Genomic DNA, 13,821 nt, shown 5'->3' on the forward strand with positions numbered 1-13,821 from the left:
GCAAACGGTGAGGGCTGCCGCATGTCCCCTCTCCCTCCCAGGGAGAGGGCTAGGGTGAGGGTCAAGGTGGGGAACGTGGAAGCGGCGGGGAAAGGATTCCCCGCCCTACGGCATCGCAAACGGTGAGGGCTGCCGCATGTCCCCTCTCCCTCCCAGGGAGAGGGCTAGGGTGAGGGTCGAGGGTGGGAGCGGAAAAAACGGCGGGGACAAAAGTCCCCGCCCTACATTCAGGCGCACGGCGGCCCGCCGGCCGGCGTCAGAGGTTGAGCTTCTTGGCGGCCGCCCGGTCGCGCAGCCAGGCGAAAATCGCAATGCCCGGCGCGAACAGGGAGCCGATGCCAAGGATGATGGAGAACTGGCTCCCCTCGAGGATCAGGATGACCGCCAGGTAGACGAAGATCAGGAGGAACGCGAAGCCCAGGAACCAGCCGAAGACGTTGCGGACAATCTCCGGGAGGCGCACCTTGCCGGCGAAGAGAAGCAACAGGGTGATGATGATGCCGATGATGCCAAAGATGTTTGGGCGCGACTTGATGACGTACTCCCCGGACAGGTGGTAGTTCACCAGCGGCTGTTTGGGGTCCCAGAAGATGGTTTTGGCCGCGGTGTCCACGGCGGTCACCGTCACGCGCTCGGCGTGGGGGCTGGGGTACACATTTCCTCTCGAATCGGTGACCGAGCCGATGAGCACGTCGTAGCCGACCTCGATCCCCGCGGCGTCGGCCACCGCGGCTTCGGTGTCGCCGGGACGCAGCACGACCTCATCTCCGCCGAAGCTCTTCAGGTCCAAGGCCGACGTCTCCGCGGCCGTCCCGCCCTCGACGGAAACTATCTTCGGCTCGAGCTTCTGCTCCACCACGAGGTTGACCGCGAGCTGGACGATCCCGCCGCCGATGAAGATGAAGACGAAGATGCCGGTCATGACGATGGCCATGACCCACCCGCCGATGGTCGCCGCCTTCTCGCTCTTGCCCATCATGCTGTAGACCAGGTTGGCCGCCAAGGCGATGACGGCGCACCCGCCGAAGAAGATAGTCACGTAGATGAAGCTCTCCGGCATGAGGTACCCGAGCAGGCCCATGAGGGTGGCCATGGCCAGGAGGATGCCGACGATGAGGGTCACGGGGCGCGAAACCCTTCCCCGCAGGCCCGGGAAGAGGAACCAGGCCACTAAAAGCGTGAAGGCGAAGATGGCGATGTCCAGCGCCAGACCCAGGCCGACGAAGGCGAGTAAGCCGTCGGCGATGGCGGCCAGGCCGACGACGAGGGCCGCGATGGCGCCCACGGTCCGCAGACCGGCGGCCGATTTCGCGGGTTCCTCGCGTCGGGGCAGCTTGCCCCAAAAGATGAAGGCGAGGATGGCGAACATGAGCCCTACGAAAAAGACGATGGGCCCACCACCGAAGACGGCCAGGACGATGAACCCCAGCGTCAGGATGATGGAGATGACGATGAGGGCAGTGTAGGGCGGGTTTTTCTTGTATTCGTCGTCCACCGCGTCCTCCCGGTCGGTTGGGTCCGGTCCTGGGCTCGAAAAAAGCGGATTACTCCAGGGGACGGTCGCACTCCGTCCCTCGAGGGTGCGGTAATGGTGGGCCTAACTGGGATCGAACCAGTGACCTCACGCTTATCAGGCGTGCGCTCTAACCGGACTGAGCTATAGGCCCGCTTGTCGTCGGGGAGCAGGTAAATTTTAGCAAAGACCCGTTGCGTTGGCAAGGCCCGCGAGCCGCCGGAAAACGGGCGCCGGCGGTAGTACCGCCTCCTGTTCCGCGACGGGGGGGGGTAACTGACGGCGGTTCGCGCCGCGAGCGGACGGTTTATCAAGTCCGCACATCTGAACCATTCAGTGGGGGAGATTACGAAAAAAAGCCCGGTAGAGTCAACCGTCGCGTGCGGAGTGCGACCGTGCCGCGAACGAAGAATAATCCCCGGGGGCGGCAAAACCGTCGTCATGCCCCAGCCGAGCGAAAAGTCCCGGTCCGTCCAGCCCCTTGCCGCACTGCGGGCGGTGTGGTATGCTTTTAACGTCTTGGCAGGCCAGCCCCTTCCGCCGGAGCCGCCCCCTTGCCGGAGCCCTACGCCAACCTCTCCCTGGGCCTGGACATCGGCTCGAGCTTCACCCGGCTCGGCCTCGACGAGCGGCGCGTCATCTCCGGCATCTCCGGCCGGGCGGTCATCGTAAAGCCCATCCGCATCCCCACCGCCGACCCCGACGAGCTGGCCCAGTCGGTCTCCTGGGAGGCGGAGCAGTACCTGCCGTCCCTGGACGAATTGAACCTGGACTACCACGTGATTTCCACCGGCGAGGACTTCACCGAGGTGCTTCTGGTGGCGGCCAAGCGGGAGCGGCTGGAAGGGCACCTGATGATTCTGCGCCTGGCGGGGCTGGAGGCGCTGGCGATAGACGTGGACTCCTTCGCGCTGGGCAACTGCTTCGAGCTGGCCGAGCCGGAAGCCGCACGGGGGACGGTGGCGCTGGTGAACGTCGGGGCTTCGATGACCAACGTGAACGTCCTGGCGGCGCGCTCGCCGCGCTTCACCCGGGACATTTCGTTCGGCGGTTACAACTACACCGAGGCGCTGGCGCGGGTGCTCTCCCTCTCCGTGGCCGACGCCGAGAGGGCCAAGCGGGGCGAGCTGCCCGACGCCGACGCGGCCGCCGTGGACGCCGTCGTGGGCGAGACCACCCTGGAGCTGGTGGACGAGATAAGCCGGACGCTGACCCACTTCGCCGGCACGCACCCCGAGCTGGTGCCGGACGCGGTGGTCCTCTCCGGCGGCTCCAGCGTCCTGCCGCGGATTAAGAGCTCCTTCGAGGACGCGCTGGCCATCCCCGTGCGCCTTCTCGACCCCCTGGCCCGGATTGATCTCGGCGAATCGGGGATGGACCGCGAGGACCTGGCTACCCTGGCCCCGCACCTCGCCGTGGGAATCGGACTGGCCATCCGGGGCGACGACCCCGAGCTCAACCGGTGACGCGATGATCCGCATCAACCTTTTGGTCAACCGTCGCGTGATTCCGGCGCCCGCCGCCGGGGCGCAGGCTCCGACCGCCGCCAACGAGCCGCTCGCCCCCACCATGGGCGTGGGGTTCGACGAGCTGGATACGCGGCGCGAGGAATACTACCCCGTCCGCCGGACCGGGCTCAACGCCTTCCGGGTCTCCCTCGTCGTCGCCGGGGTGCTCATCGTGGGGATGGTCGTCTGGAGCTTCCTCGCCGGTGGCGGGCTGACCGAGGAACGGGATGCGCACGGCCGGCTGGAGGGGGAGATTACCGACGCCAAGGGGGCCGCGCCCGACCTGGAGTCCCTCGAAGCGCGAAGGGCCGAAACCTCGGCCAACGTGATGGCCCTCCAGCGCCTGGCCGAGCCCGGCGGGGCGGTGGAGCGCTACATCGGCCTCTTGAACGCCGTGAACGCCGCCGTCCCCAAGCGGGAGGTCTGGCTGACCGAGGTGCGCGAGCGCGGCGGCTCGGTGGACATCCGCGGCAACACCTACAGCGACCACTCCATGGCTACCATCCTCGATGAGCTACTCAAAAGCCCCAACCTCTCCGGGGTGAAACCGCTCGGCGCCAAGAGCGTTGACCTGGGCGGGATGAAAGTGCTCCAGTTCGAGTTCAGCGCCAGGCTGGATTGAGTCGCATAAAAGAGAGGTGATAAATTGTCGTATAGAGGCGAATTTTGCAGGGCTTGCGGTCGGAAGCTATCAAACGGTAACTGCCCAAATAGATGTGGCGATTGCTACATGGACAGAAGACCTTTCAGGGAGTTCTGTGAAATCTGCGGGGCTAAATGCTTCCCCCCTCCCCGTTGTCCGGAGCACGACCTTCAAGAGGCTTGAATCTGCTGACTGGAATGAGCGGCAGGCTGCTCCCCCCGAAACATCCGCACGCGGTGTCCCCGTTCGGTGGTCAGTGAGGGATTAATTGGGCAAGCGCAGATTCAAGGACCCGGTGGTACAGAAGGCGGTGCTGGTGTACCTCATCGCCGCCCTCGCGGCCTACCTCGTCTTCCACTACGGGGTGCTGGGTCAGTACCGGGAGGCGGACAAGGTCCGGGAGGGCAACGCCCGCCTCTCCTCCGAGCTCCAGACCGCGCTGGCCGATTCCACCCGGGCCGGGGAGCTGGCGGCCGAGATCGAGGCCAACGAGGGGCGGATTGATGACCTGCGCCGGAGCCTGCCGCCCAGCCTCAACGAGGCGGAGCTCATCCGCCGCGTGACCCAGGCCGCCCAGAGCGCGGGCATAGACTCCTCCTTCGACGCCTTCGACATCAAGGCCGAGCCGCGCACCGAGAACAACCTGACCATCCGCACCTACGAGGTGGCCTACATCACCGGCTACCACGAGTTCGGTAAATTCGTGGCCAACCTGTCCCGCAACCTGCCCCAGGTGAGCCTGAGCGAGCTGGCCCTGGTGGGGGTGGCCTCGCCCGCCGAGGGGCGGACGCTGCGCGGGAGCGTGGTACTGTCCGTTTTTTCGAGCCCCCTGGCCGAGGGGGCGGCGGCGCCCGTCGTCACCGAGATAACGAGCGGGGGTGTGGTGGAGCTAATCGAGCCCCACACCTACGACCCCCGGGGCAAGCGCGACCCCTTCCTCGTCCCCGGCCCCCAGCCCGGCGCCCAGCCCACGGCGGAGATGGCCAACATGGCCAACCTCTACTACCGCGGGATGATGACCGTGGACGGAGTGCCCGCGGCGCTGGTGGAGGACGCCGCCGGATTCGGCTTCTCCCTGAAGGTCGGCGACGCCATCGCCGGGGGCAAGGTGGTTCAAATCACCCCCGAGGAGCTGGTCATCAGCTCGCCGGGCTACGGCCGCCGGACGCTCAAGGTCACCCAGACGCCGATACCCGTCTACTGATATTCCCGACGGCAGTCCCCGAGAGCCGCGCCGATTTATTCGGCGTTTTTTTATTCACGACGGGCGCGGGGGGGATGACGGCCGTCGTACACCGAGGCCCGCACCCCAAGTTTTGCACCGTCAACCCGCAACTAGGGGGCGTTGACCGGCTCCGAGTCAAGACAAGGGGCTTCAGCCCCTTGCTTATATGCACAAGGGGTTAAACCGAGCGAACCGAGCGAAGCGAGCTACGCCTCTGGCGAACCGAGCTATGCCCCAGCAAAACCCCTTGTCTTATATCGTTGGGGTTAAAACCCCTTGTCCGCTATTCCACGGCGGAGAAAACCCGCCCGGCCGTCGCGGGGAGAACCCCTCGGCGGGTTAAATAATCGGGTGTTTTTTTTGACTTTAACTCCCGGAGGTTTTATTCTCCTATCGGGTAGCTCTGTTTCAATTTTTAATGGATGAACTGAAAGGAGGTATGAGCATGCGCGGAAGGGTTTTACTCTTGTTCACCGCCCTCGCGTTGACCCTGGCCTGCGAGACCACCGGGCCGCAGACGGCGCCGGACGTGCCCCACGGCCTCGCCGCCGTGAGCGGCCTCGACTCCCGGGTGGACCTCGCCTGGCGGGCGCCGACCTCGGGCGAGCCGGAGCACTACCGGGTGTACCGTTCCGAGGCCGGGGGGGACTTCGAGCAGCTCGTCGAGCGCGATGGCGCCGACACCGAATACACCGACGCCTCGGCCGTGAACGGAACCTACTACGAGTACCAAATCACCGCCCTCACGGGCGGCGAGGAGTCCGACCCCTCGGATGCCGCCTGGGCCACGCCCTACTACGACTTCGAATGGGCGTGGACCTCGACGGAAAACTACTGGTTGCCCACCGAAGGGGAAGGCGTCTTCTACTGCACCGAACGACCCTTTGACGTGGCTTACCTCTGCCGGATAAGCACCGACGGCGAGCATGAACTTCAATCCGACCAGACGTGCTGGGGGTTCTCCGCCGTGGGCACGGACAACATCTACACGATGGGCATCCCTCTTCAATCGGCGATGCTGCGCGTGTGGACGATGGATCTGGAGTGGGTAGAGTCTATCGGCTTCCTGGAGACGGAATACAAGGAGCTGGGCTTCTACTCGGGCGAGCTCTTCACGATAAACGTTGATACCGGCGTGGTGGACGTTCTGGACACCCAGGGGAACCACCTGCGTTCCATCGGCGAGCCGGGCTACGAGGGCTCGGGGATGACCGACCCCTTCGGCCTGGACGTGAGCCCCGGCGGGACCCTCTACGTGGTGGACATGATGGAGGAGTCGCTCCTGGCCTTCGACGCGGTCAGCGGGGCGCTGGTCTGGCGCATCTCGGCCCCCGACCTCCCGGCGGACTTCCGCTTCCCCTCGGACGCGGCGGTGGCGCCGGACGGGTTCGTCTACCTCGTATCGGGATTCGACCAGGAGTTCCTGGTCATAGACTCCGCGGGGCGGCAGATTAAACGGGTACCCTTCGACTGGGAAGTGGACGAGGTTTACCACCTGGCCGTCGCCGACGACTTCACCGTCTGCCTGTCCTGGGGCGAGAGAGAGGGAAACGGCATGGTCGCCTACCGGCCGGTGGGCCTTTCCGGCAACGAAACGCCGCCCGTGGTGGCGCTCCAGGGGGGTGGGGTTCGATGAAAAAAACGGTTTTCCTCGCGCTCGCGCTGATCCTGCCGGTCTTCGCGTACTCGTCGTTCGGGGCGATCGAGCCCGAAAATCCCCCTCCGCCCCAACCGGATACGGTAACGCACGTGATCAACGCCCTGTACCTGACCCTGGCTGATACCTGGATTGACAGCGCGACCTGGCCCTTCGACGACGGGGCGGACCTCCTGTATACCGGTTATTTCGGTGTCGGCACCGCGGACGGTTTCGTCGCCTATCCCGACTGGAGCCCGGAGACGCCCTTCTACGGCGACGACGACTGGCCGACAGTGGTCCCCTGGGGCGACGTGCCCCCGCGCTACGGCGAGGAGAACTACCTCGTGTACTTGACCACGGAGGGCTTGCAGGCGCGCCAGCAGAGCTTCGGCTTCCGCGATTCGCCGAACGACGACTTCATCTACATCCTGTGGACCATCCGCAACACGGGCGGCGAGACCCTCCATGACGCGGCCATGGGCCTTTTCATGGACATAGACATCGGGGGTGATGGGCCCGATGATCTGGCGGCTTACGACTCGGTCCGCCAGTTCGCCTACATGTGCAACGATACGAGCGGGGGGGCCAATGAGCTCTACTTCGGCGCCGTGACGCTGGGCGGCGTGCCGACCGGCAGCTTCCACGGCTGGACGATAGACGATCAGTACGAAAGGGACCCCCAGCAGTATTTCTACGGCATGCTGTCCCAGGTGGGCCGGTTCCAGGAGCTGCCGGGGACCAACGACTGGCGGATCCTGTTGGGCTACCAGCTCTACGACCTGGCGCCGGGCGAGACCCAGGATTACGCCGTGGCGCTGGTGGCGGGCGAGGACATGCAGGACATGATTGCGAATGTGTTGGCGGCGCGTCTGAAGTGGAAGGAGCTCTTCGGCGGCGGGGAACCGGAACCCTCGATCCCGCCGCGGATGACCCTCTCCGCCCCCTGGCCCTGCCCGGCGCGGGACTCCGCCTCGTTCAACGTGGAGCTCGTCGAGCCCGGGAATATCGAGGTGGCGCTCTACGACCTCTCCGGCCGGCGGGTGGACACGATTTACGACGGGTACATGGCCGCGGGCCGGAGCGAGCTCTCGGTGTGGGCCGGCGGCCTGCCCTCGGGGGTGTATCTCATCCAGGCCGCGACGGAGGGCGGCGCGGCGGTCCGGCGGCTGGTGATTGCGCGGTAAATAAATAACCATCGGCCGTTAAATGTAGGGCGGGGACTTCAATCCCCGCCGTGTTTTTCGGTAGCCCTCATCCTGGTTGCGATGATGTAGGGCGGCCCCGTAGGACGAGTCCTTTGCGGGCCGCCATTTTCACGTTCCCGGCCTCGACCCTCACCCCCACCCTCTCCCTAAAAGGGAGAGGGGGTAGCGGCAGCCCCCACCCCGGCCTGTGCCTGCCGATTGCGATAGTGTAGGGTGGGGACTTCAGTCCCCGCCGCTTTTACTCACAGCCACAAAGCTCTTTTTTCACCAAAAAAAGCGGGCCCACTTAGGCCGGGGATCGAAGACGGGTGGAGAGGTGCCGGTCCTGTTCAAGCACTCTTTTCAGGGCCTAAAAAAGCGGGCCCACTTGGGCCCGTGGAGCGGGAAACGAGACTTGAACTCGCGACCCTAGCCTTGGCAAGGCGATGCTCTACCACTGAGCTATTCCCGCATCGGCAGTAAGGGAATTTATCACAGAGGGGGGCGGGTGTCAAGGTTTGGGGCGCGTGTTGGAAAAGAACCCGGAACGTGCTATACTTTTCCAATTGTCGTTTTTAGCGCGGGCGTGGTTATCACCACTCATCCACAAGCGAATAAGGAGGAAAGATGCGGCAGTTTCTTTTAGTGTTGATTGCGGGCCTGGCCATGGTTCTCGGCGGCTGCACCACCAGCACGGACGGCGGCGGCGGCGGGATAGACACACAGGCCTTCTACCCCAACGACATGGACAACTACTGGACCTACGAGGTCACCGGGGACGATGCGCGGACGGAGACCTGGACCTTCATCGATGATCCCGATTACATTCTGGCCAACGGCCAGCAGCGGCTGCGGATTCACGAAGCGGCAGATCCGGACGACACCTACACTGATGTCACCTTCGAGGACAACGAAGAGGACAGCCTGATCTATGAGGGCATCGAGATTTACGATGCCGGCTCTCGTGAATTGATCTACTTCTGGGATGATAATCCCTGGATGCTGCTGAACTGGCAATCGGACGGCCTGGATGTGGATGACAGCTGGGATTCCTGGTCCATCACCGGCTTCAACTATCCCGAACTCTTCGGCATCAGCGACATCGTGGCCGATGAGCTGGGCTTCGAGCTGACGGCCAATGTGGTGGATACGGACGAGTTCGATTACAACGGCAGCACGCTCACCGCCTATGTGATCGAGATTACCGGCGACATCATCTTCGAGATTGACGGCGTGGATCCCGACGAGTGGGACCACTACGATTACCAGAAGGATTTCTACTTCGTGCCGGAGTTCGGCTATGTCGGCATCCAGGAGTACACCAACCAGTACGGCCAGATGGTGCCGACCAACCGCTGGACGCTCACGGACACCAACGTGGCCGTCCCCGAGTAGCTCGCTTTTTCGTGGTAAAGGGCGTCCCTCGGGGCGCCCTTTTTCGTTCAATTCCCGTAGGGCGGGGAACCGAGCGAAGCGAGCTATGCGTAGCAAATCCTTTCCCCGCCGCTTACACGCTCCCAACCCCGACCCTCACCCTAACCCGTCGGCAAGCCGCTCCCTGAAAGGGAGAGGGGGCCGCTGCAGCCCTCACTCCATGCTGCGATGATGCAGGGGCGGGTGGTCCGTACCCGTCGCCCGCTCAAATGTAGGGCGGGGACTTTAGTCCCCGCCGCTTCTACGCTCCCACCCTCGACCCTCACCCTAGCCCGTAGGCGCGCCTCTCCCTGGAGGGGAGAGGGGATTTAAGGAACCCCTCTCCCCCACCCTCCCCCTAAAGGGGGGAGGGAGAATATGGCAGCCCTCACCCCTGACCCGTCGGCGCGCCGCTCCCACGGGGAGAGGGGTTTTAACGGTGGGGTCTAACGCAGCTCGAAGAGGTAATCCGCCCGGACGCCGGCGTAGAAATCGTTCATGGCCGCGCCCTCCACATTATCCAGGTTGTCCGCGTCCCCGTACCCGACGGTGAAGGTCGTGGCGAGGTTCCGCGACGGGTGCCAGGCGAAGTCGAGCCGGTAATCCCGCGACGACTCGACGACGCCGGAGGGGAAGGTCTCCTCGGTGAAGCCCTTGGCGGACCAGTCGTCCTCGATGCGCCCCTCTCCGTGCCGGTCCAGGGTCGCACGGAGGCTTAGGGAAAAATCGGGCCCGAAGCTCGCGGTGGCTTGGACCGACCAGCGGTCGGTGTCGTTGCCCCGGGGGAAGCCCAGGGGCCGGCCCAGGAAGAGGAGCCGGTCGTAGGGGGGAACGACGTTGTACACCCAGTTCCAGACGCGCACGTACTCCACGCCGAGCGAGAAACCGACCAGCCCGAGGGGGTCGGCCCAGCTCGCGCCGGCCAGGAAAGCTATCTCCGGCGGCTCCTTATCGTTCTCGTACTGGAAGTCGTCCACCATGAACTGGCCCCAGAGCCGGACGCCCACGACCGGCCGGGCGTCGAAATCCACGAGCCAGAAGGGGTTGTCGTTTTCGGCCGCCCCGGAGAACTGCTCGAGGTAGTGCAGCGTCAGGGGGTTCAGGTACGCCAGGCTGAAAGACCGCCCCTCGCCGCCGTAAACCGTGGCCTCGCCCAGACCCACCTCCACCTCGGGTACTATCTGCCAGCTCAGGCGGTGGCCCACCAGGAAGCGATTGTAGCTCACCCCGCCCTGGACGAGTGAGTCGAGCCCGGCGTGGAAGTAGCTGAACTTGAGGTTCCAGAAGTCGAAGGCGTAACGGAAGCCGTCCAGGGCCGGTCCCATCCCCGAAAAGAGGGTAGAGCCACCCAGGCTGTAGCCCCACTGCAAGGGCTCGCGGCCCGCCGAGAGGCTGAACCACTCCGTCGGGGTCCAGCGCAGGTAGCCGAGATCGAACTGGACCGCCGTCGGTGTCCACCTCGCCCCGGGCGTAGAGCGCCACCTCATCGCCGTACCCCGCGCCCAGGAGGAGATACCCGCGGGCGCGGTACCCCTCTCCGGAATCCGGCGCGGTGAAGCTTTCCGGGAGAACCGCCTCCTCGGGGACGATCAGGGAGCCGGAATGATAGGCGGTGTCGGCAACCAGCCGGGCGCCCGCCTCCAGGGAAACGTCGTCCCGCAGGCGCTCCCGGTCGAGCTCGTCGGCCGGTCCGCGCACCCGGCGCCAAAGCTCCACCTCGGGCTCGAACTCCTCCACGAGGCGCTCCAGAAGGCCCCGGATCGAGACGGGCAGCCAGACGTCCCCCCGCTCGAGGTCCTCCGTGAGCTTCCCCGCGCAAGCGGCGAAGTAGGCCCGGTCCCACGGGCGCTCCGAGACGTGGCCCCCCGGCCAGAGCCCGCGTTCGATGAGCTGATCGGCCACCCCGTAGGCCCAGTGGTCCAGGGGCACCGTGGCCGCCGGCAGCGCCGCCGAGGCGACCAGGGGGATTAGAAGCACCAGCGCCAATCCACGCATCACGGCTCGCCCTCCGCTCAATACGCCCCCCGGCCCGTAATCACGCGCCAGAGGGTCTCCAGGATTATCCGCATGTCGAAGGCCAGCGACCAGTTCTCGATGTAGTAGATGTCGAACTCGACCTTGTCCTCGATGGAGGTCTCGTAGCGGCCGTTTATCTGCGCCCAGCCGGTGATGCCGGACTTGACCTGGTGCCGGACCAAAAAGCGCGGCACCTTCTCCTTGAATTCATCTACGAAGTGCGGCCGCTCGGCCCGCGGGCCCACGATGGACATATCGCCCCGGATGACGTTGAAAAACTGGGGCAGCTCGTCCAGCGAGAACCGGCGCAGGAAGCGGCCGATGGGGGTGACCCGCGGGTCGTTTTTTTCCGTCCACACCGTGTCCGACTCCCGCTCGCTCTGCACGCGCATGGTGCGGAACTTCAGGAAGGTGAACTCGGAGAGGTTCAGCCCCACCCGGCGCTGCTTGAAGATGATCGGGCCCGGGCTGGAGACGAGGACCAGGAAGGCCGCTAAAAGGTAAAGCCACGAGAACGCGAGCACGAAGAGGATGGAGAAAACAAGGTCGAAGGTCCGCTTCAACAAGCGGCTCCACAGTGACAGAAGCGGCACCTGCCGCACCCCGATCAGGGGGATGCCGTCCATGTCCTCGATCTGGGCCTGATTGATGGAGCGCCCGATGAGCACCTCCATCAGGTCCGGCACCACCGAGGCGTTTATCCCCTCGTGCTCGCAGGTATCGAAAAACTCGAACAGGCGGTGGCGGTCCTCGGCGGGGACGGCGATGAAGACCTCGTCGGGGCGCACCTCGGCGAGGATTCTGGCCAGATCGTCGTAGCCGCCCAGGAGGTTCGAGACGGGCTCCTCGGACTCGCCCAGAAAACCCACCAGCTCGTAGCCGTACTCGGAGTGGGCCTTCAGCTTATCGGCCACCTTCTGCCCCAGGGGCCCGGCGCCGACCACGAGCACCCGGCGGAGGTCCACCCCGCGCCGGCGGACGCGCTCCCCCACCCGCCGGACGACGCTCCGGAAGAGGCCGACCAGCACTATGTCTATCGCCCAGAAGAAGGTCATCAGCCACCGCGACAAAGACTCGGTCTGGATGATGAACTTCACCCCGTAGGCGATGAAAAGGACGAGGGTGACGTTGCGGACGATGGCGAAGAACTCGCCGTATCGGCCGTGGAGGCGGCGGCGGGTGTAAAGGCCGCTGGCCGCGAAAACCGCCACCGTGGAAACGACCACCGTCAACGCGAAGGGGAGGTAGGCGAAGAAGCTGGGGATGTGGTCCGGAAGGCCGATGACGCCGCCACCCACCTTCCAGCCGAAGCGGAGCTGGTAGGCCAGCGCCACGGCGGCGAAGGAGAGGACCAGGTCGCCGGCGACCAGCAGGGCGGCGGTGACGCGGTCGTAGCGGTGGAGCAAAATGGCCTCCCGAGGAGACTTACGGCTTAAAGGTTAGCACAGGTGCCCCCCCTTGGCAACCTCAACCCCGTCGGGCGCCGACACCCCTGGAAACGGGGGCCGATTTACGCTATACTTACCTAACTTTCAAAAAAACGCTGAACCCCGGATTTCAAGGCCCCGCGCGCCTTGATCCCGACCGGGAGGTCCCCATGCGCCGCTGGATGAGTCTTGTGGGATTAGCCGCAGTCGGCCTCGCCGCGGGCGTCCTCTACGCCCAGGACACCGAGTCCGAGGCGGTCTTCACCTACGTGGACGGCGACGTCGTCAAGAAGCAGGCCGAGCTCGAGGAGTGGGAACAGGCCCTCCTGAACTCCAGGGTCTCCAAGGGCTACCAGGTCCGGACCTACGTTGAGTCCCGCGCCGAGCTCACCCTGAACGAATCCAGCATCGTCCGCCTGGCCCCGCGCACGACCATAGATGTGGTCAAGCTCTTCGAGGAAAGCCGCGAGGGCTACAACGACACCCTGTTCCAGGTGGAGGAAGGCGATATCTGGGCCGCCGTGCAGGGCCTGGGCGAGGACGACTCCTTCGTCATCACCTCGGACATCATGGGCACCGCCTGCCGCGGCACCATCTACCGGGTCAACGTCTCCGACGACGGCACCACCATGCTCCGGGTGTACTCGGGCGCCGTGGAGCTCTGGGACCCCATGATGGCCATCCTCGGCCCCGGATTCTGGGAGACCGAGAGCGTCGGCGGCGGGGGCGAGGGGCGCCAAGAGGTGGTCGGACCCCACGAGGTCGCCGGCCCCCACGAGGTCTCCGAGGAGGAGTGGCGGCTCCAGCTCATCTCCGGCATGCAGCAGATAGTCATCGGCCCCGACGGCAAGATAGTCGCCAAGGGCGCCTTCTCCGCCGAAGACCCCCTCGAGCAGACCGACTGGGTCCAGTGGAACCACGAGCGCGACGCGGCCAACGGCAGGTAACCGCGTTCCGAGAGATACTTAAAAGGGAGGGCCGCTCGGCTCTCCCTTCTTTTTTGGTGACCCCAACGAGGATCGAACTCGTGTTACCGCCGTGAAAGGGCGGTGTCCTAACCACTAGACGATGGGGCCCTCAACCCCCCCACCCCCCCCATCTTGGGGGGGCAGAGTCGCGGGGGGAATTTATTTTAGATTTTAAGCAACCGCCGAGTGCGGGGCTTTGTTTATTTTCGACACCCTTTCCCCCCAACCCCCCTGAGGGGGGGCAGAGTCGCGGGGGGATTTTATTTTAGATTTTAAGCAACCGCC

Annotated in this window: 10 protein-coding genes and 3 tRNA genes; 7 read left to right on the forward strand and 6 right to left on the reverse strand. The window is 65.0% G+C overall.

Going from position 1 to position 13,821, the window contains the following annotated elements; translation table 11 throughout:
* Positions 1-256 precede the first annotated feature (256 nt).
* Together NTW26_04965 and NTW26_04970 are read right to left on the reverse strand one after the other, a co-directional pair.
* Positions 257-1,495, reverse strand: coding sequence for a hypothetical protein (locus NTW26_04965; protein MCX7021619.1), 1,239 nt, complete (start codon positions 1,493-1,495; stop codon positions 257-259).
* Between the two features lie 94 nt (positions 1,496-1,589).
* A tRNA-Ile gene (locus NTW26_04970) sits at positions 1,590-1,667 on the reverse strand.
* A 400-nt stretch (positions 1,668-2,067) separates the two neighbouring features.
* On the opposite strand from NTW26_04970, the gene pilM reads away from it, so the two are divergent.
* From pilM to NTW26_04995, 5 genes are all read left to right on the forward strand, one after another.
* Entirely contained in the window at positions 2,068-2,979 is a 912-nt protein-coding gene (gene pilM / locus NTW26_04975) for a type IV pilus assembly protein PilM (protein MCX7021620.1), read from the forward strand.
* Positions 2,980-2,983: 4 nt separating this feature from the next.
* Positions 2,984-3,643: a PilN domain-containing protein gene (locus NTW26_04980; protein MCX7021621.1), complete on the forward strand. Its 660-nt coding sequence runs from the start codon at positions 2,984-2,986 to the stop codon at positions 3,641-3,643.
* A 289-nt stretch (positions 3,644-3,932) separates the two neighbouring features.
* Positions 3,933-4,868, forward strand: coding sequence for a type 4a pilus biogenesis protein PilO (gene pilO, locus NTW26_04985; GenBank protein MCX7021622.1), 936 nt, complete (start codon positions 3,933-3,935; stop codon positions 4,866-4,868).
* 466 nt (positions 4,869-5,334) lie between these two features.
* Positions 5,335-6,525: a hypothetical protein gene (locus NTW26_04990; protein ID MCX7021623.1), complete on the forward strand. Its 1,191-nt coding sequence runs from the start codon at positions 5,335-5,337 to the stop codon at positions 6,523-6,525.
* Complete coding sequence (locus NTW26_04995) at positions 6,522-7,712, forward strand: T9SS type A sorting domain-containing protein (protein ID MCX7021624.1); 1,191 nt, start codon at positions 6,522-6,524, stop codon at positions 7,710-7,712. Before NTW26_04990 ends, NTW26_04995 begins: the two co-directional genes overlap by 4 nt.
* 397 nt (positions 7,713-8,109) lie before the next feature.
* Here the strand turns inward: NTW26_04995 and NTW26_05000 are convergent.
* Positions 8,110-8,184: transfer RNA gene (locus tag NTW26_05000), tRNA-Gly, on the reverse strand.
* A 155-nt stretch (positions 8,185-8,339) separates the two neighbouring features.
* On the opposite strand from NTW26_05000, the gene NTW26_05005 reads away from it, so the two are divergent.
* Positions 8,340-9,107, forward strand: coding sequence for a hypothetical protein (locus tag NTW26_05005; protein MCX7021625.1), 768 nt, complete (start codon positions 8,340-8,342; stop codon positions 9,105-9,107).
* 464 nt (positions 9,108-9,571) lie between these two features.
* Here the strand turns inward: NTW26_05005 and NTW26_05010 are convergent, their stop codons facing one another.
* Positions 9,572-10,612 carry a hypothetical protein gene (locus NTW26_05010; protein MCX7021626.1) on the reverse strand — a complete coding sequence of 347 codons (1,041 nt, stop codon included), beginning with the start codon at positions 10,610-10,612 and terminating at the stop codon, positions 9,572-9,574.
* Positions 10,613-11,137: 525 nt separating this feature from the next.
* Entirely contained in the window at positions 11,138-12,547 is a 1,410-nt protein-coding gene (locus NTW26_05015) for an undecaprenyl-phosphate glucose phosphotransferase (protein MCX7021627.1), read from the reverse strand.
* A gap of 191 nt (positions 12,548-12,738) precedes the next feature.
* On the opposite strand from NTW26_05015, the gene NTW26_05020 reads away from it, so the two are divergent.
* Positions 12,739-13,515, forward strand: coding sequence for a FecR family protein (locus tag NTW26_05020; protein MCX7021628.1), 777 nt, complete (start codon positions 12,739-12,741; stop codon positions 13,513-13,515).
* A gap of 54 nt (positions 13,516-13,569) precedes the next feature.
* Here NTW26_05020 and NTW26_05025 read toward each other — a convergent pair.
* Positions 13,570-13,644, reverse strand: a tRNA-Glu gene (locus NTW26_05025).
* Positions 13,645-13,821: the final 177 nt, after the last annotated feature.

The organism is bacterium (assembly GCA_026398675.1).
Lineage (GTDB): Bacteria > RBG-13-66-14 > RBG-13-66-14 > RBG-13-66-14 > RBG-13-66-14 > RBG-13-66-14.

Excerpts from the sequence above, each read along its gene's own strand:
- NTW26_04980 (MCX7021621.1), top strand. The coding sequence starts at position 2,984 with ATGATCCGCATCAACCTTTTGGTCAACCGTCGCGTGATTCCGGCGCCC.
- NTW26_05005 (MCX7021625.1), top strand. The coding sequence starts at position 8,340 with ATGCGGCAGTTTCTTTTAGTGTTGATTGCGGGCCTGGCCATGGTTCTC.
- NTW26_04990 (MCX7021623.1), top strand. The coding sequence starts at position 5,335 with ATGCGCGGAAGGGTTTTACTCTTGTTCACCGCCCTCGCGTTGACCCTG.
- NTW26_04995 (MCX7021624.1), top strand. The coding sequence starts at position 6,522 with ATGAAAAAAACGGTTTTCCTCGCGCTCGCGCTGATCCTGCCGGTCTTC.
- NTW26_05010 (MCX7021626.1), bottom strand. The coding sequence starts at position 10,612 with ATGAGGTGGCGCTCTACGCCCGGGGCGAGGTGGACACCGACGGCGGTC.
- NTW26_05020 (MCX7021628.1), top strand. The coding sequence starts at position 12,739 with ATGCGCCGCTGGATGAGTCTTGTGGGATTAGCCGCAGTCGGCCTCGCC.